This window comes from Massilia sp. IC2-278, assembly GCF_020708045.1.
Classification (GTDB): domain Bacteria; phylum Pseudomonadota; class Gammaproteobacteria; order Burkholderiales; family Burkholderiaceae_D; genus Telluria.
The window spans coordinates 254,480-271,692 of sequence record NZ_JAJFES010000005.1 but is presented as its reverse complement, the minus strand read 5'-3'; the positions used below and the strand labels follow the sequence as shown (position 1 = coordinate 271,692).

Below are 17,213 nucleotides of genomic sequence, written 5' to 3'. Positions count from 1 at the left end.
TTATACCTCTACCTCCTCTGGGTTAGGAAAGCTCAGTAGAAGATTTCTGTAATACTCGTATTGCTTCTGGCGCAGCTCAATTTCACGCGGTAAGCCTTCGCGAATGGACTTGGTCAACGCGTCAAATTTGTCAAGTATGGCGACGATTCGGGCCTGCTCCGCGAAAGATTTATCTGAATCATTCGGAAACGGAACAGGGATCTTGACTTTCTCCAGGCCATTAATCAACAATCTATTAACCTTGCCGCGCGAAACATGCTTAGCTTTCTCTTCAATAAATGCCGCGGTTTGCATCACATAAGAAACAAATTTCGGATTCATGGGATGACGAAAGGCGTAACTATCATCGTGAATGGCTACCTGCTCTGTTCCAATCCACGCGACGGCCTTTCCGACCTCCTCTACAGTCTCACCAACACCTGCTATCACAACATCGCCTGGCCTTGCGTAACGCAATGAGTTGGCAAGATCACCCTTTACCCGAGAAAAGGCTTGACCTGTGAAGGCGCCGTACCGGGTGTATATCTCACCGTAGTGTATTACAGGTATTCCGTCTTCAACAAAGTCCGCCTTAGTAAATCTTTTTCCACGGATGAATTCACCGATCTCTCCTAGGGGCTTCCACTCAACATCTCCCTTTTCAAAGCTCAACAAATGGTCGCGGTAGTGGTTATATTGTTTTTTACGGGCCGTAAGCTCGGCGGTAAGCTCGGTAGTAAGCTGGGCGGTGAGTTTAGTGAAGTTGTCCAATATGCAGACGATTTTGGCTTGGATTTCAAGCGATTTCTTAGGGTTTTTCGGGCAAGGGACTGGAATTTGAAAGTCTTCAAGCATGGGCTTTCTAATCGAAGTGGCCGTTGCCCCTACGCTTTTCATCTGAATATATTGCTTGAAACTAGATAGCATGAAGTAATACACAAACTTCGCACTAACGATTTCCGATGAAAGGCAAATCCTATATGCTCGCTGATGAAGGGCATATTTTCCGTTTGCGTAGTGGAATATATCGCCAATACCCCCCTCGCCGGGAATAATTATTGCCTCTTCATCAAATTCAAAGGTGTCTGATTTCAATATGTTCTTAGAGCGAACATAGAAAGGATGGGGTCCGTTTTCAGATTCATCCTTACGATTAGAGCGTCCTGTACCAATATGGGCAAGCGATCCAAGAGCCATCCACTCCACATCAGCCCCATCAAGCAACTTTTCCAAGAAATTCACTCCGGTCATGCGCCCAACTCCTCAACTTCAATTTCTCTGATGATGGCATCAATATCTTTCCGAAGCTGATCGATCTTGACAACGGTGGTTTTCATCTCGGCATTGAGTCGGGCAATGTCTACCACCTCACGGGTATCCTTAGCTTCCACATAGCTGCTGACCGAGAGGTTATAGTCGTTCGCTGCCACGTTCTCAAACGGTACGGATTGGGAGAAGTGATCGACATTTTTTTTGCTATCGAACACCCTCATGATTTGGTCGATGTGCGCGTCTAGCAGCACGTTGTTATTGGTTTCTTTCTTGAACAGCCTGCTAGCGTCGATGAACTGGGTGGTGGTGTTGGTTTTGTGTTTGGACAGCACCAGAATGTTCACGGCGATGGTAGTGCCAAAGAACAGGTTGGGCCCGAGCGAAATGACGCTCTCTACATAGTTGTTGTCTACCAAGTATTGGCGAATCTTCTGTTCCGCCCCGCCTCGGTAGAAGATGCCGGGGAAACAAACAATGGCCGCACGCCCCTTGGCTGAGAGATAGTTAAGTGCGTGCAGCACAAAGGCAAAGTCGGCCTTGGATTTGGGGGCCAGCACGCCGGCCGGGGCAAAGCGTTCGTCGTTGATCAGCGTGGGGTCGTCGCTGCCGATCCATTTCACAGAATACGGCGGGTTGGAGACGATGGCATCAAATGGCCGGTCGTCAGCGAAATGGGGCTCTTCCAGGGTATTGCCCAACTGGATGTTGAACTTATCGTAGTTCACATTGTGCAAGAACATGTTCATCCGCGCTAGGTTATACGTGGTGTGATTGATTTCTTGCCCAAAAAAGCCGTCTTCAATGAGGTGCTCATCGAATTGCTTTTTAGCCTGGAGCAGCAGCGAGCCCGAGCCGCAGGCGGGGTCATAGATCTTGTTAATGCTGGTTTGCTTGTGGATGGCAAGCTGAGCAATCAGCTTGGATACCTGCTGTGGTGTGAAGAACTCGCCTCCTGATTTGCCGGCGTTGGCGGCGTAGTTGGAGATGAGGAATTCGTAGGCATCGCCGAACAGGTCGATGTGACTGGCGTCGAAGCCGCCGAAGTCCAATTCAGCCACGCGTTTCAGCACTTTGGCCAGACGATCGTTCTTGTCTTTGACGGTGTTGCCGAGGCGATTGCTAGTGGTGTTGAAGTCAGCAAATAGACCTTTGATGTCATGCTCGGAGGGGTAGCCGTTGGCGGAGGCTTCGATGGCAGCAAAGATGTTGGCCAAATCGGTGTTCAGGCTCTCGTTGGTGTTGGCTTTGGCCGCGATGTTGACAAACAGCTGGCTGGGGTATATGAAGTATCCCTTGGTCTTGATGGCGTCGTCTTTGGCGGCCGCGATGTTTTCGTCATCGTCCGCCATGGTGGCGTAATTGACGGCAGGGTCGCCGCCGGTGATGTAGTCGATGAAGTTTTCGCTGATAAAGCGATAGAACAGGGCGCCCAGCACGTATTGCTTAAAGTCCCATCCATCGACGGCACCGCGGACGTCATTGGCGATATCCCAGATCTTGCGCTGTAGTGCGGCACGTTGTTCGTTGCTTGTCATCTTTAAAGTCCAGTTTTGATTCGTTGGGTTCGGCTCAGGCTCGATGCTTGAGCTGGAGGAAATGGGTTGTTGCGGCTATGGTGCCACCTTCTATCTCCCGGCTTTCTTCGCTTTGGGTTGATAGAGTCCTTAATTCATCAGGCTGATTCCAACATATCGCCCGGCGTCAATCGATCATCTATCGACGATAGAGGTTGGTTGTCCGATCGACTGCTCATGCTACCGCCCAGTACCGCCACCAGCGGTTGTGGCCTTCAAGCGGACTTTCCCGCGCTCGATCAGCTCTTCCAGCGTGCGCTTGACTTGCTTAGGATGGATTTCGCCGCCGACGCGCTGATAGATGTCGCTGATGGCGGACCTGGGGTAGCGCCGCAGGTCTTGAAGACCAGCGGCCAAGCGGTGCAGCTCAAAGGTCGATGGCGCTCTGAGAAAGGCAATACAGATCGTTCTAGGCCTGCTATTTTAACACCTGGAAACTTCGTTCCGTTACCGACGGGCCGTCTTAAGATCCGATTCAGCACGCATTTTTAGTACCATGCCGCATGAGGCAGATACGCTCTTGTCAGACGGGTGACACACGCCTCAGTCTAGGCCGGGCTCGTTTAAACCGTGCTTCGTCTCTAGTGCCAGAACTCGGGCTTCCCGTGCTTCCAGTTCCCTGATCAAGGCTTGCGCTTCAAGCTGTGTGCTCTGCGCGAAGGCGCGAAGCTGGAGGTCGCGTTCGTCAGTGCGCTGCGTAATCGCCCGCGCTCGCTTGAGCAACGCGGCTTGCGCTGTCAGCCCCACCTTCGCTTGCGTCCACCAGGCATTTGCCCGGCAGTTCGGGGCGCCCGATGACTTCCTGCCAAGCTGTCATCAACACGAAACACAGCTCCTCTATTCTGCGCCTCCATCAGCACGGCACTCGCCGTGCCCACACCACTGGAGATGACGCATGACCTCGACCCCTGAACTGTCCCGCCGCCGCCTGCTGCGCCTGCTCGGCGCCGCGCCCATGCTGCCCCTGAGCGGTTTCGCCGCCACCTCGCTGCTGGCCGGCTGCGGCGGCGACAACGACGACGTGTACGGCGCCAACCCGCCGGCGTCGGTCGCCACCTTCGCCAGCGTCTCGTTCAGCGGCATGGCCGCCCCGACCCTGGCCGATGCCGCCGCCATGGCCACCACTTCGGTCGGCTCGACCATGACGGTCAACTTCAGCGACACCAGCAAGATGGATTTCAAGCTGTCGTACAAGCCTTTCTTCATCACCGGCGACATGGTCCCGAACGGCGCCGGCGGCACCGTGCTGGCCGGCGGCTACTACAACATCCGCAACCAGCCGATCATCGACACCACCGTCGCCGGCAAGGAGCGCCAGTTCTTCTCGGATTCGCCGGACGGCACCTCGCTGCTGACCGTGCCGAACGCCAGCGTGCCGGGCGTGAAGGGTAAACCCGTGTTCGCCGTGGTGCAGTTCGAGTACGCCACTTACGCCCAGGACGGCCGCACCAGCATGTACGGCCGCCTGCCGTCGCCGATCGCCGTGCTGACCCTGGACCAGGACCAGAGCACCGGCAAACTCACGCTCGTGAAATACCACAACGTCGACACCTCGAGCGTCGAAGGCCTGTGGATCACCTGCGGCGCCAGCCTGTCGCCATGGGGCACCCACCTGTCGAGCGAAGAGTACGAACCGAACGCGTTCACCGCCGCCACCGACGCCCAGTTCAGGGCCTTCAGCAAGAACCTGTACGGCAGCGAGACCACCGCCAATCCCTACCACTACGGCCACATGCCGGAAGTCACCGTCAACCCGGACGGCACCGCCTCGATCAAGAAGCACTACTGCATGGGCCGCATCTCGCACGAGCTGGTGCAGGTGATGCCGGACCAGCGCACCGTGCTAATGGGTGACGACGCCACCAACAGCGGCTACTTCGTGTTCGTCGCCGACAAGGAAAAAGACCTGTCGTCGGGCACCCTGTACGTGGCCAAGGTCGGCGCCGGCTTCTCGATCGACCCGGCCGCCACCACCGCCGCGCCGCTCACCTGGATCAAGCTCGGCTCGGCCACCAGCGCCGAGATCCGCCAGCTGGCCATGTCCCTCAAGCCTACCGACATCATGGACGTGCGCACGAGCGACCCGCAGGACGCCTCGTACAAGAAGGTGACCGCGAACGGCGCCATCGAATGGATCAAGCTGGTACCGGGCATGGAAAAGGCCGCCGCCTTCCTCGAGACCCACCGCTACGCCTCGTTCGTCGGCGCCTCGATGGGCTTCACCAAGATGGAAGGCACGACCGTCAACGCACGCGACAAGATCGCCTACTCGGCCCTGCAGAACTGCCAGTCCTCGATGGTGGCCGGCGAGCGCCTGAACGTGCCGGGCAACGGCGTGTCGATCCCGAAGGCGCTCAATGCCGGCGCGGTGATGGCGCTGAACCTGAAGGGCGGCCAGAAGGACCTGGGCGGCGCGGCGATTGCCAGCGAGTGGATGCCGGTCGATATCAAGGCCCTGCTGGCGGGCGAAGACATCGCCGCCGACGCCCTCGGTAACACCGGCAACCCGAACCGCATCGCCAATCCGGACAACCTGAAGTTCTCGGAAAAGATGCGCACCCTGTTCATCGGCGAAGACAGCGGCCAGCACGTCAACAACTTCCTGTGGGCCTACAACGTCGACTCGCGCCAGCTCACCCGCATCATGTCGATCCCGGCCGGCGGCGAATCGACCGGCCTGCACGCGGTCGACGACATCAACGGCTGGACTTACATCATGAGTAACTTCCAGCACGCGGGCGACTGGGGCGGCATCCACAACGTGGTCAAGACCACGCTCGACCCGCTGCTGCGCGCCAACTACAAGGACAAGTTCGGCTCCGCGGTCGGCTACCTGACGGCCGATTCCGGCCAGATGCGCATGGCCAAGCCCGCCGCCTGATGTTTGCCGCCTGACGTTTGCCGCATTCGGTGCGATACTGTCGGCCTTTCAGATAGACGCACCGACGCGGCACATGGCCATCCTTTCCCAGCTCATCCTGTATCCGATCAAGTCCTGCGCCGGCATGGCGGTAAAGGAGGCGGCAGCCACCTTCTCCGGCTTGTCCGCGCAAGGCGTGCACGACCGTGAGTGGATGCTGGTCACGCCCGATGGCCAGTTCCTGACCCAGCGCGAGTATCCGCGCATGGCCACCATCGTCCCGCGCGTCGAGGGGGCGACGCTGGTGGTCACCGCCCCCGGCATGCCGCCGCTGCAGCTGCCGCTGGCCCGGCAAGCCGCTGCGGCCACCCTGCGCGTGCAGATCTGGGACGATGTGGTCGACGCCGCCGACTGCGGCGACGCGGCGGCAAGCTGGTTCCAGCAAACGCTGGGCGGCGCCTGCCGCCTGGTGCGCTTCCTGCCCGGCCTCGACCGTCCGACAAGCACCACATGGACCGGCGGCGCGGCCTCGAGCGCGCGTTTTGCCGACGCCTACCCGCTGCTGCTGATCGGCAGTTCCGCCCTCGACGAGATCAACGCACGCATGCTGGCCGCCGGGCGCGCCGCCTTGCCGATGGACCGCTTCCGCCCGAACCTGGTGGTCGACGGCACGGACCCCTTCGAGGAGGACTACACCGAGTCGCTGCGCGCCGGCGACGTGCTGGTCAAACCGGTGAAACCCTGCGCGCGCTGCCCGATTCCGGCGGTCGACCAGGCCACCGGCATCCCCGGCCCCGACCCGCTCGACATCCTGCAATCCTGGCGCAGCAAGGCGATTCTCGACGGCGCCGTCTGCGTCGGCATGAACTGCATCGTGGCGGACGGCGCGGGCGGCCTGCTGCGGGTTGGCCAGGAACTCGACATCGCTTTGTCGTTTTAAGGCCGCGCAAGGGGCGGCGCCGAAGGGGAATCGCCGGTTTTTCGTTTTCAAGCGGGCACGTATCGCGTAATGTAACGGCTATTGCTGAAAGGAATGTCATGCACCTGCCGGACGCGACGCCGCGCGACCTGATTGCCGAAAACGAAGCCCTGCGCGCGCACATGGCCTACCTGGTCGAACAGGCCGAGCGTAACCACGACATCATGTGCCGGCACCAGGCCTTCGACCTCGAAATCGTCGGCGCCTCGACCTTCCAGGAACTGGTAGGCACCATCTTCCGCCTGCTGCCCGTGATTTCCGAACTCGACGCGGTGACGCTGGCGCTGCTCGACGCCGACGCCGACATCTATACCGTGATGCACAAGCTGGGCGTGGACTTCGAGCCGCTGGCCGATCTGCTGTTCGTCGAGCATGCGGTGGAACTCGGCTTCCAGCACATCGACGGCGCCCCGCCGCGCCCGCGCCTCGGTTCCTTCGACACGGCGCAGCACCGCAGCATGTTCCCGCACGCGGGCGGCAGGCTGGCCAGCGTGGCGCGCGTGCCGCTGCTGCGCAACAAGCGCCTGATCGGCAGCCTGAACCTGGGCAGCCGCGACCCGCAGCGCTTCACGGCAAGCATGGCGACCGACTTCATCGAGCACATGGCCTCGATCATCGCCATCTGCCTGGAAAACGTGATCAGCAACGAGATGCTGAAGTACATCGGCCTGACCGACCCGCTGACCGGCGTCTACAACCGCCGCTACATCGACCGGCGCCTGCTGGAAGAAATCGCCCGCGCGCGGCGCCAGGAGTATGCGGTGTCGTGCATGTTCATCGACGTCGATTTTTTCAAGCTTGTCAACGACAAGGTTGGGCACCAGGCCGGCGACGAAGTCCTGCGCGAAGTCGCCACCCGCATCAAGACCGAACTGCGCCTGTCCGACGCATTGGCGCGCTACGGCGGCGAGGAATTCGTGGTGCTGCTGGTCGACGCCAACCTGCCGGCCGCCGCGCTCGTGGCCGAACGCATCCGCTCCAGCGTGGCCGGCACACCGGTCGACCTGGCCGACGGCGTGCTGCTCGACGTGTCGGTATCGATCGGCGTGGCCGCCCTGGAGGACGTCGACCGCGAGCACCCGATCGAAAGCGTGGCCCAGCAACTGGTGGGGCAGGCGGATGTGGCGCTGTACCAGGCCAAGGAATCCGGGCGCAACCGCGTGGTCACCGCAAGCTGAGCTGTTGCTTTTGTAGGGTGGGCACCTGTGCCCACGCGGTGCTGCGCGTCCCTGTCGATCATTGATCGCGGAGCGGCCGAGACCGTCTCGTCATCGGATAACAATACCGATGACATTGCGGTGCGCGACAGCACAACCGCGTGGACACAGGTGCCTTGCGCGGCCCGGTCCACCCTACGAACCTCCAGGGGCGCAGTCATTGACGCGAAGCGGTTGACATCGTATCGTCAGCAGTCAACGACCACGAAACCCATATGACCTTCGACGAACGCCGCAAACGCGCCATTGCCGTCCTGAACCGCAAAGGCATCCCCCAGGCCAGCTCCGAGCCGGCCCACATCCGCCTGTTCCGCCGCCTCGGCATGCAGGTGCGGCCCCTGCATTTCGAAACCTTCTGGCGCACCACTTTCTTCTGCGGCCTCTGGTTCGCTCCCATCTGGGCCCTTATCATGTGGCTGTTCAACTGGCGCAAGGAAGGCACCGATCCGGCAGTGGCCCTGCTGGCCACCGTGATCTGCGGCCTGGTCTACGGCCTGATCATGGCCAGCGTTTTCGCCTGGAGCAAAAAGAAGCACGGCCTCCCAACCTGGGAATCGCTGGGCGCCTAAGCTAGAGCAAGCGTCCCTCGGCCCGCGTCACCGCATCGGCCGAGCCGCGCAGCACCACCACGTCGTCCGCCTGCAGCACCGTCTCGGCCAGCGGCTCCACGCGCATGCGCGCACGGCGGATGCCGGTTACCTCGGCCCCCAGTTCGTCCAGCCCGAGTTCACCCAGCCGGCAGCCGGCCGCCTTGGCATCCTCGCCCAGCACCACCGAATGCAGGCGCACGTACATGTGTTCCGGATCGTCGGTGACGTCGCTGGCGCCGTGGAAGTAGCCGCGCATCGAGGCATAGCGTTCGTCGCGCGCGCTCTGCACGCGGTGCACCACGCGCCGCAGCGGCACGCCGACCACCACCAGCGCGTGCGAGGCCAGCATCAGGCTGCTCTCCAGCGCTTCCGGCACCACCTCGGTGGCCCCGGCCATGCGCAGCACCTCCAGGTCGCTGTCGTCATGGCTGCGCACGATCACCGGCAGCGAGGGCGCCAGCTCGTGCACCAGGTGCAGCACCTTCAGCGCCGCGCGCGTGTCGGCAAAGGTGATCACCAATGCACTGGCGCGGTTGATGCCGGCCGCGATCAGGGCTTCGCGCCGCCCCGCATCGCCATACGACACGTTCGACCCCGCCGCCTGCGCTTCCTGCACCCGCTCCGGATCGAGATCCAGCGCATACCAGGGCAGCTTTTCGTCGGAGAGCAGGGTGGCCACGCTTTGCCCGCTGCGCCCGAAGCCGGCCAGGATCACGTGCTTCTGCGCCGCCATCGTGCGGCTCGCCAGCTGCGTGAGCTGCAGCGACTGCATCATCCATTCGTTCGAGGCGATCTTCATCACGATCTTGTCCGAGTTGGCGATGACGAAGGGCGCGACCAGCATCGACAGCACCATCGAGGCCAGCACCAGCTGCATCAGGAAGGGATCGATCAGCTTCGAACCCGAGGCCAGATTCAGCAGCACGAAGCCGAACTCGCCGGCCTGCGCCAGCGCGAGGCCGGTGCGCATCGACACCCCGTCCGAGGAACCGAAGGCCTTGGCCAGCAGCGCGATCAGCGCAAATTTCAGCAGCACCGGCAGCACCAATAAGGCCAGCACCAGCCACCAGTGCTCCAGCACCAGCCGCAAATTCAGCAGCATGCCGATGGTGATGAAGAACAGGCCGAGCAGCACGTCGCGGAAAGGCTTGATGTCTTCTTCCACTTGGTGCTTGAACTGGGTCTCGGAGATCAGCATGCCGGCGACGAATGCGCCGAGCGCCAGCGACAGCCCGGCGCGCTCGGTGATCCAGGCCGCGCCCAGCGTCACCAGCAGGAGGTTCAACATGAACAGCTCCTGCGAGCGGCGCTTGGCCACGATCGTGAACCAGCTGCGCATCAGCTTCTGGCCGAAGAACAGCAGCAGCGCCAGCACCAAGGCCGCTTTCAGGCCGGCCCAGGCCAGGGTGGCGGCCAGGTCTTCCGGGTTCCTGGCCAGCGAGGGAATCAGGATCAGCAGCGGCACCACGGCCAGGTCCTGGAACAGCAGGATGCCGATGATGCGCCGTCCATGTTCGCTTTCCAGTTCCAGGCGCTCGGTGAGCAGCTTCACGACGATCGCCGTGGACGACATGGCCAGCGCCCCGCCCAATGCGAAGGAAGCTTGCCAGCTGATGGCCAGCGACGGCATCCACATCGAGAACAGCAGGGCGCCGAGCATGGCGGCGACAATCGTCAGCACCACCTGCGCCATGCCGAGCCCGAACACGATGCGCCGCATCGCGCGCAGCTGGGCCAGCGAAAATTCCAGCCCGATCGAGAACATCAGGAACACGACGCCGAATTCGGCCAGGGCGTGGGTGGAGGCGGTTTCGGCGGCCAGGCCCAGGGCGTGCGGGCCAATCAATACGCCGACGGCGAGGTAGCCCAGCATGGGCGGCAGGTGCAGCGAGCGGAAGGCCACCACGCCCAGCACCGCGCTGCCGAGCAGGAGGAGGGTCAGTTCGAGTCCGGATGCCATGCGTAAATATGTTTTTGTCGCAATGTGCGTTGTTCGATACGTCTGGCAAGTTTTTTGCTTACGCAATTCGTTTATACTTCGGGAATGAGTGTAACCGATGAAAAAACAATGCAGAACAGTTTTGACGAGAACGCATCGCGCCGGGTAATGGCCCTGGCCCGCGAGACCCTCGCCATCGAAGCCGACGCCGTCAGGGCTCTGCACGACCGCCTCGACGCTGACGATTCCCTGGTGCGCGCCGTGGCCGTGCTGTACGCCTGCACCGGCCGCGTGGTGGTGTCGGGCATGGGCAAGTCCGGCCACATCGCGCGCAAGATCGCCGCCACCCTGGCCTCGACCGGCACCCCGGCCATGTTCGTGCATCCGGGCGAAGCCGCCCACGGCGACCTCGGCATGGTGACGTCGCAGGACGTCTTCATTGCGATCTCGAATTCCGGCGAATCCTCGGAGCTGATGGACATCCTGCCCGTCGTCAAGCGCATGGGCACGCCCCTGATCGCCATGACCGGCAAGCCGCAGTCGCGCCTGGCGCAACTCAGCGACGTCCACCTCGACATCTCGGTGGCGAAGGAAGCCTGCCCGATGAACCTGGCGCCGACCGCCAGCACCACCGTCACGCTGGCCCTGGGCGACGCCCTGGCCGTGGCCCTGCTCGACGCCCGCGGCTTCCGTGAAGAAGACTTCGCACGCTCGCACCCGGGCGGGGCCCTCGGCCGCCGCCTGCTGACCCACGTGCGCGACGTGATGCGCAGCGGCGAGGCCGTGCCTGCCGTGAGTCCCGACGCGCCGCTGGCCCAGGCCCTGCTGGAGGTGAGCCAGAAGGGCATGGGCATGACCGCGGTCGTCGATGCCGACAAGCGCCCGATCGGCGTGTTCACCGACGGCGACTTGCGCCGCCTGATCGAGCGCGTGCAGGACTTCTCGAACATCGTCATCCGCGACGTCATGCATGCCAACCCGCGCACCGTGCAGCCGGAACAGCTGGCCGTGGACGCGGTGGCGATCATGGAAGAATTCCGCATCAACCAGATGCTGGTGGTCGACGGCGAGGGCAAGCTGGTCGGCGCCCTGCACATCCACGACCTGACCCGCGCAAAGGTAATCTGATGGTGACTCCTCTCGCACATACCCAGCGCGCTGCGCGCATCAAGGTCATGATCTTCGACGTCGATGGCATCCTGACCGACGGCAGCCTGACCTATGGTCCGGACGGCGAAGTCACCAAGACCTTCAACGTCCTCGACGGCCTGGGCATCCAGCTGCTGCAAAAGACCGGCGTGCAGACCGCCATCATCAGCGCGCGCAAGTCGCCGATCGTCAACGCGCGCGCGAAGGACCTGGGCATCAACCACGTCTGGCAGGGCTTCCACGACAAGCGCGTGGCCTTTGCCGAGCTGCTGGCGCAGACCGGCGTCACCGCCGAGGAATGCGGCTACATCGGCGACGACGTGATCGACATGCCGCTGCTGAGCAAGGTCGGCTTTGCCGTCACCGTGCCGAGCGGGCACCCGGAAGTGCAGTACCGCGCGCATTACGTGACGAAAGCGCCGGGCGGGCGCGGCGCCGTGCGCGAAGTCTGCGACCTGGTGATGCGCGCCCAGGGCACCTACGAACAGGCGCTCGCGCCGTATTTCGCCTGAATTCTTCAAACGCATGGCAACCCTCCACAACCGCCGTACCTCGCACCGCTGGCGCCTGCTGGCGCTGATGCTCACCGCCGTGTTCTTCGCCTTTGGCAGCTTCTGGCTGCTGCAGGCGATGCAGGCCGACGACGACGCCAGCGCCGGGAATGCCGGGAACGAACCCGACTACATCGTCGAGAACTTCAGCTTCGTGCGCATGACGCCGACCGGCCAGCCGCGCTACGTGGTGTCGGGCGCGCGCCTGGCCCACCATCCGGTGACCGACGTCTCGGAAGTGAGTAAACCAGTGGTCGAGAGCATGGCGCCGGGCCGCCCGCGCATGACCATGCATGCCGACCGCGCCCAGATCCACCACCAGGAAAACCGGGTCGAACTGATGGACAACGTCGACATCGTGCGCCCGGCCACGCCAGGCTCGGAAGGGCTGCGCGCACGCACCGATGCGCTGACCGTGCTGGCCGACGAGGAGATCGTCAAGACCGACCGTCCGGTCGACATGACGCTGGGTGCCTCGACGGTGAAGAGCATCGGCCTGGTGGCCGAGAATCCGACCCAGAAGCTGCACCTCGGCCGCGGCCAGATCGTGTATCCGCCGCGCCAGCCCTGACCCCGCTGCTGACCCCAAAAATTAGGAACCAGCCATCAATATGAAAAACATCCTCGCTGCCGCCGTCCTCTCGCTGCTGTCGCTGTCGGCCCTGGCCGAGCGTGCCGACTCGCTCAAGGAAGCCGTCGTCAATTTCGATTCGGCCGACTTCGACGAAGTCACCCAGACCCGCATCCTGACCGGCAATGTCGTCCTCACGCGCGGCACGCTCACCATGAAGTCGGACCGCGCCCTGGTCAAGGAAACGCCGGAAGGCTACATGAGCATCACGCTCACGTCGGGTCCGGGACACGTGGCCACCTTCCGCCAGAAACGCGACGGCGGCAACAACCTGTGGATCGAAGGCCAGGCCGAGCGCATCGAGTACGACGAGCGCCAAGAACTGGTGAAGCTGTTCTCGAAGGCGACCGTGCGCGAGCTGGAAGACGGGCGCCTGACGAATGAACTGAACGGCCCCTTCATCTCCTACGATAACCGCAAGGAAGTGGCGGCCGTGCGCAATGACGCCAGCGGCGAAAGCAAGGTGGGCGGCGGACGCGGCACCCTGATCATCGCGCCGCGCAGGACCACGCCCGCAGCGGCACCAGCGCCGGCGGGGAAATGAGCATGATGGGAGCAAGCGCAGGCAGCACCCTGGTCGTGCGGGGGCTGCAGAAAAGTTACGGCAAGCGCCTGGTGGTGCGCGACGTGTCGCTGGAAGTGGGCTGCGGCGAGGTCGTCGGCCTGCTCGGCCCGAACGGCGCCGGCAAGACCACCTCGTTTTACATGATCGTCGGCCTGGTGCCGTCGGATGCCGGCGCCATTGAGATCAACGGCACCGACATCTCCAGCCTGCCGATCCACCGGCGCGCGGTGCTGGGCCTGTCGTACCTGCCGCAGGAAGCCTCGGTGTTCCGCAAGCTGACGGTCGAGGACAACATCCGCGCCGTGCTGGAACTGCAGCGCAACGACGACGGCAAGCCGCTCTCGAAGGACGCCATCAACGAGCGCCTCGATTCGCTGCTGGCCGAACTGCAGATCGAGAAGCTGCGCGAGAACCCGGCGCTGTCGCTGTCGGGCGGCGAACGGCGCCGCGTGGAGATCGCGCGCGCGCTGGCCACCAATCCGCGTTTCGTGCTGCTCGACGAACCGTTTGCCGGCGTCGACCCGATCGCCGTGATCGAGATCCAGCGCATCGTGCGCTTCCTGAAGGAGCGCGGCATCGGGGTCCTGATCACCGACCACAACGTGCGCGAAACCCTCGGTATCTGCGACCGCGCCTACATCATCAACCAGGGCGCCGTGCTGGCCTCGGGCCGCCCCGACGACATCATCGCCGACGAGTCGGTGCGCCGCGTCTACCTGGGCGAGCACTTCCGCATGTAATCGCGTAACGACACCGCTTTGAACCGCAGTTGAACAGTAAGAATCGATGAAACAATCCCTGCAACTCCGGACATCGCAGCACCTGGCCCTGACGCCGCAGCTCCAGCAATCGATCCGCCTGCTGCAGCTGTCCACGCTCGAACTGCACCAGGAAATCGAGCAGATCCTATCCGACAATCCCTTGCTGGAGCGGCTCGACGATCCGCTCGACCGGTCGGTGCGCCTGCTGGCCGACGGCGCCATCAACAGCGCGCCGGCACAGGGCGAAGCGCCGGCCGCGCCATCGAACGAAGCGGGTGCGCCGGCCAGCGCCGACGCACCCGAAGGACTCGACGGCGGCGGCGACCATGAACACGGCGAGTCCGATGCGGATTGGGGCGACACCGGCCGCGCCTCGGGCAACGGCGAAGACGAAGACGGCCGCCCGCAGCTGGAAGCCGGCGGCGTGACGCTGCGCGAACACCTGTCGGAACAGGTGCGCGTGACGAACCTGAATGTGCGCGACCGCGCGCTGGCCGAGCTGGTGATCGACGCCATCGACGACAACGGCTACCTGGAAGAACAGCTCGACGAGATCCACGCGCGCCTGCCGCAGGAACTCGAGGTCGAGATGGACGAACTGCGCTGCGCACTGGCGCTCATCCAGAGTCTCGATCCGGTGGGCGTGGGGGCGCGCAGCGCGGCCGAATGCCTGGCCCTGCAGATCCGCCGCATGCCGGGTGTGCCGCTGGTGACGCGGCGCACCGCGCTGAAGATCGTCGAAGGGTATTTGACCTGGTTCGCCCAGCGCGAATTCAACAAGCTGAAAAAGGCGCTCGACTGCGACGACGAAGACCTGCGCGAAGCGCAGGCCGTGATCCGCCAGTGCAATCCGCATCCCGGCGCCGCGTTCGCATCGAGCACCTCGGACTACGTGGTTCCGGACGTTATTGTCCGGAAAACGAAGAGCGGCTGGGGCGTGACCCTGAACCACGAAGTGATGCCGCGCCTGCGCGTGAACCACATGTACGCGGCCCTGCTCAAGGGCGGGAAAGGCGAAGGGCAGATGAGCGCGCAGCTGCAGGAAGCGAAGTGGCTGATCAAGAACATGCGCCAGCGCTTCGATACCATCCTGCGTGTTTCCGAAGCAATCGTGGAGCGCCAGCGCAACTTTTTCAGCCATGGCGCGGTTGCCATGCGGCCCCTTGTGCTTCGCGAGATAGCTGATACACTAGGCCTACACGAGAGCACAATCTCTCGCGTAACCACGCAGAAATTCATGCTGACCCCGCACGGCATGTTTGAGCTGAAGTATTTCTTCGGAAGCCACGTCGCCACCGAAGCGGGGGGCGAAGCATCTTCGACGGCGATCCGGGCTCTCATCGCGCAACTGACAGGAGCAGAAGACCCCAGGAACCCATTATCCGACAGCAAGATCGCGGAAATGCTCGGTGAACAAGGAATGGTCATCGCACGCCGCACGGTTGCCAAATACCGTGAGGCACTGAAAATTCCTCCAGTCAGTCTCCGCAAATCCTTGTAACGGCGGCGCCCACGCGTTCCTTGCGCGGCGCGGCAGCCGCCACCTCTTCAAAGGAGTGTGTATGAATCTCACTATCAGCGGTCACCACCTCGACGTTACTCCCGCCATTCGTGAATACGTACAAAGCAAGCTTGAGCGCATTACCCGCCACTTCGATCAAGTGATCGATTCCCACGTGATCCTCGCGATCGACAATCTCACCGAAAAAGAAAAAAGGCAGAAGGCCGAGATCAACTTGCGCGTCTCTGGCAAGACCGTGCACGTGGAAAGTGTGGCGCAAGATTTGTACGCTGCGATCGATCTGTTGATGGACAGGCTGGACCGGCAAGTGATGAAGTACAAGGACATGCTCAAGAGTCATAGTCGCGACGCACTCAAGCGTCTCCCTGAAGGCGGAGAGGCAGCCGCAGCCTGACAGGCCGGCAAGCACCGTCTGAACGAGGGCGCCCGCCGGGCGCCCTTTTCATTTTCCACCCCTCTCTCGTCAATACCCCGCGGCCGCAGGTCTTCGGTAGAATGCATGTTTTTTCTGCCACTATTTTCGACCATGAGCGACCACGTCCAGACCCGCATTACCAACGGCACCGGTACGATTACCCTTGATCGCCCGAAGGCCTTGAACTCCCTATCGCTGGACATGGTGCGGCGCCTGACCGAGACCCTGCTGGCCTGGCGCGACGATGCGTCGGTCGATGCTGTGGTCATCACCAGCAGCAGCGAAAAGGCCCTGTGCGCGGGCGGCGACATCCGCTTCTTCCACGAAGCCGGACATGCCACGCCGACTGGCGGCAGCGCGCTGCTGGAAGACTTCTTCACCGAAGAATACGCGCTGAACCACCTGATCCACTTCTACCCGAAACCGTATATCTCGATCATGGATGGCGTGGTGATGGGCGGCGGCATGGGCATCGCCCAGGGCGGTCCGGACACCGGCCTGCGCATCGTCACCGACCGCACGAAAATGGCGATGCCGGAAGTGAACATCGGTTTGTTCCCGGACGTGGGCGGCAGTCACTTCCTGTCGCATGCGCCTGGGCAGCTGGGCAACTATCTTGGCCTGACCGGGCTGACGGTCGGTGCGGCCGACGCGCTGTATGTCGGGCTGGCCGACGTGTACGTGCCGGGTGCGCAGTTGCAGGCCCTGCATGAATTGATCGATGCGACGCCGGGTGCGCAGCTGGCCGATGCGATCCGCGCGTTTGCCGCCGGCTTTGCGGGCGACATCGGCGCCAGCGAACTGCAGGCCCAGCGCGCCACCATCGACGCCCACTTCGGCGCGGCTTCCGTGGCGGCCATCATGGCATCGCTGGAACGTGACGAGCATCCCTTCGCGCAAAAGGCCCTGAAGGCGATGCGCCAGCGCTCGCCGCTGATGATGTGCGTGACGCGCGAGATGCTGGTGCGCGGCGCGGCCATGAGCGTGGCCGATTGCCTGCGCATGGAGCGTTCGCTGGTGCGCCGTAACTTCGAACACGGCGAAGTGCTGGAAGGCGTGCGCGCGCTGGTAATCGACAAGGACAATGCGCCGCAGTGGAAGCCGGCATCGCTCGAAGAAGTCACGACGCAGATAGTGGAGGGTTTCTTCGCGCCGGTGTGGCCGGCGTATGCGCATCCGCTGCGGCACCTGGATTGAACGCTTGCCGTC

At 62.6% G+C, this 17,213-nt stretch carries 15 protein-coding genes; 12 read left to right on the top strand and 3 right to left on the bottom strand.

The window, feature by feature from the left end; genetic code table 11:
• Both LK540_RS12945 and LK540_RS12940 read right to left on the bottom strand, forming a co-directional pair.
• A complete protein-coding gene (locus LK540_RS12945; protein ID WP_229437716.1) occupies window positions 1-1,230 on the bottom strand; it encodes a restriction endonuclease subunit S in 1,230 nt (409 codons plus the stop codon).
• Window positions 1,227-2,786 carry a type I restriction-modification system subunit M gene (locus LK540_RS12940; protein WP_229437715.1) on the bottom strand — a complete coding sequence of 520 codons (1,560 nt, stop codon included), beginning with the start codon at window positions 2,784-2,786 and terminating at the stop codon, window positions 1,227-1,229. The genes LK540_RS12945 and LK540_RS12940 overlap by 4 nt, the downstream gene beginning before the upstream one ends.
• 934 nt (window positions 2,787-3,720) lie before the next feature.
• On the opposite strand from LK540_RS12940, the gene LK540_RS12935 reads away from it, so the two are divergent.
• From LK540_RS12935 to LK540_RS12920, 4 genes are all read left to right on the top strand, one after another.
• Window positions 3,721-5,706, top strand: a complete 1,986-nt coding sequence (locus LK540_RS12935) for a PhoX family phosphatase (RefSeq protein WP_229437714.1) — start codon at window positions 3,721-3,723, stop codon at window positions 5,704-5,706.
• A gap of 73 nt (window positions 5,707-5,779) precedes the next feature.
• Window positions 5,780-6,625 (top strand): MOSC domain-containing protein, encoded by an 846-nt coding sequence (locus LK540_RS12930; RefSeq protein WP_229437713.1) that lies wholly within the window; start codon window positions 5,780-5,782, stop codon window positions 6,623-6,625.
• 98 nt (window positions 6,626-6,723) lie between these two features.
• Entirely contained in the window at window positions 6,724-7,842 is a 1,119-nt protein-coding gene (locus tag LK540_RS12925) for a diguanylate cyclase (RefSeq protein ID WP_229437712.1), read from the top strand.
• Between the two features lie 254 nt (window positions 7,843-8,096).
• Window positions 8,097-8,450 carry a DUF6404 family protein gene (locus LK540_RS12920; RefSeq protein ID WP_229437711.1) on the top strand — a complete coding sequence of 118 codons (354 nt, stop codon included), beginning with the start codon at window positions 8,097-8,099 and terminating at the stop codon, window positions 8,448-8,450.
• Window position 8,451: 1 nt separating this feature from the next.
• Here LK540_RS12920 and LK540_RS12915 read toward each other — a convergent pair whose 3' ends face one another.
• Window positions 8,452-10,431: a cation:proton antiporter gene (locus tag LK540_RS12915; protein WP_229437710.1), complete on the bottom strand. Its 1,980-nt coding sequence runs from the start codon at window positions 10,429-10,431 to the stop codon at window positions 8,452-8,454.
• 84 nt (window positions 10,432-10,515) lie between these two features.
• Between LK540_RS12915 and LK540_RS12910 the strand changes: the two genes are divergently transcribed.
• The 8 genes from LK540_RS12910 (at window position 10,516) to LK540_RS12875 (ending at window position 17,201) form a co-directional block, all read left to right on the top strand.
• The gene (locus tag LK540_RS12910; RefSeq protein ID WP_374041359.1) at window positions 10,516-11,538 is read left to right on the top strand and encodes an SIS domain-containing protein; all 1,023 of its coding nucleotides are present in this window, start codon (window positions 10,516-10,518) and stop codon (window positions 11,536-11,538) included.
• The gene (locus LK540_RS12905; protein ID WP_229437708.1) at window positions 11,538-12,071 is read left to right on the top strand and encodes an HAD family hydrolase; all 534 of its coding nucleotides are present in this window, start codon (window positions 11,538-11,540) and stop codon (window positions 12,069-12,071) included. The genes LK540_RS12910 and LK540_RS12905 overlap by 1 nt, the downstream gene beginning before the upstream one ends.
• A gap of 13 nt (window positions 12,072-12,084) precedes the next feature.
• Window positions 12,085-12,681 (top strand): LPS export ABC transporter periplasmic protein LptC, encoded by a 597-nt coding sequence (gene lptC / locus LK540_RS12900; protein WP_229437707.1) that lies wholly within the window; start codon window positions 12,085-12,087, stop codon window positions 12,679-12,681.
• A 40-nt stretch (window positions 12,682-12,721) separates the two neighbouring features.
• Window positions 12,722-13,285 (top strand): lipopolysaccharide transport periplasmic protein LptA, encoded by a 564-nt coding sequence (gene lptA, locus LK540_RS12895; protein ID WP_229437706.1) that lies wholly within the window; start codon window positions 12,722-12,724, stop codon window positions 13,283-13,285.
• 5 nt (window positions 13,286-13,290) lie between these two features.
• A complete protein-coding gene (gene lptB, locus LK540_RS12890; protein ID WP_229437789.1) occupies window positions 13,291-14,046 on the top strand; it encodes an LPS export ABC transporter ATP-binding protein in 756 nt (251 codons plus the stop codon).
• A 46-nt stretch (window positions 14,047-14,092) separates the two neighbouring features.
• Window positions 14,093-15,568, top strand: a complete 1,476-nt coding sequence (locus LK540_RS12885) for an RNA polymerase factor sigma-54 (RefSeq protein WP_229437705.1) — start codon at window positions 14,093-14,095, stop codon at window positions 15,566-15,568.
• Between the two features lie 61 nt (window positions 15,569-15,629).
• Window positions 15,630-15,983 (top strand): ribosome hibernation-promoting factor, HPF/YfiA family, encoded by a 354-nt coding sequence (gene hpf, locus LK540_RS12880; RefSeq protein WP_229437704.1) that lies wholly within the window; start codon window positions 15,630-15,632, stop codon window positions 15,981-15,983.
• Between the two features lie 132 nt (window positions 15,984-16,115).
• A complete protein-coding gene (locus tag LK540_RS12875; protein ID WP_229437703.1) occupies window positions 16,116-17,201 on the top strand; it encodes an enoyl-CoA hydratase/isomerase family protein in 1,086 nt (361 codons plus the stop codon).
• Window positions 17,202-17,213 lie beyond the last annotated feature (12 nt).

Coding starts and splice junctions, on each gene's coding strand:
- LK540_RS12875 (WP_229437703.1), top strand. CDS start 16,116: ATGAGCGACCACGTCCAGACCCGCATTACCAACGGCACCGGTACGATT.
- LK540_RS12885 (WP_229437705.1), top strand. CDS start 14,093: ATGAAACAATCCCTGCAACTCCGGACATCGCAGCACCTGGCCCTGACG.
- LK540_RS12930 (WP_229437713.1), top strand. CDS start 5,780: ATGGCCATCCTTTCCCAGCTCATCCTGTATCCGATCAAGTCCTGCGCC.
- LK540_RS12915 (WP_229437710.1), bottom strand. CDS start 10,431: ATGGCATCCGGACTCGAACTGACCCTCCTCCTGCTCGGCAGCGCGGTG.
- hpf (WP_229437704.1), top strand. CDS start 15,630: ATGAATCTCACTATCAGCGGTCACCACCTCGACGTTACTCCCGCCATT.
- lptC (WP_229437707.1), top strand. CDS start 12,085: ATGGCAACCCTCCACAACCGCCGTACCTCGCACCGCTGGCGCCTGCTG.
- lptA (WP_229437706.1), top strand. CDS start 12,722: ATGAAAAACATCCTCGCTGCCGCCGTCCTCTCGCTGCTGTCGCTGTCG.
- LK540_RS12920 (WP_229437711.1), top strand. CDS start 8,097: ATGACCTTCGACGAACGCCGCAAACGCGCCATTGCCGTCCTGAACCGC.
- LK540_RS12925 (WP_229437712.1), top strand. CDS start 6,724: ATGCACCTGCCGGACGCGACGCCGCGCGACCTGATTGCCGAAAACGAA.
- LK540_RS12905 (WP_229437708.1), top strand. CDS start 11,538: ATGGTGACTCCTCTCGCACATACCCAGCGCGCTGCGCGCATCAAGGTC.
- LK540_RS12945 (WP_229437716.1), bottom strand. CDS start 1,230: ATGACCGGAGTGAATTTCTTGGAAAAGTTGCTTGATGGGGCTGATGTG.
- LK540_RS12940 (WP_229437715.1), bottom strand. CDS start 2,786: ATGACAAGCAACGAACAACGTGCCGCACTACAGCGCAAGATCTGGGAT.
- lptB (WP_229437789.1), top strand. CDS start 13,291: ATGGGAGCAAGCGCAGGCAGCACCCTGGTCGTGCGGGGGCTGCAGAAA.
- LK540_RS12935 (WP_229437714.1), top strand. CDS start 3,721: ATGACCTCGACCCCTGAACTGTCCCGCCGCCGCCTGCTGCGCCTGCTC.
- LK540_RS12910 (WP_374041359.1), top strand. CDS start 10,516: ATGAGTGTAACCGATGAAAAAACAATGCAGAACAGTTTTGACGAGAAC.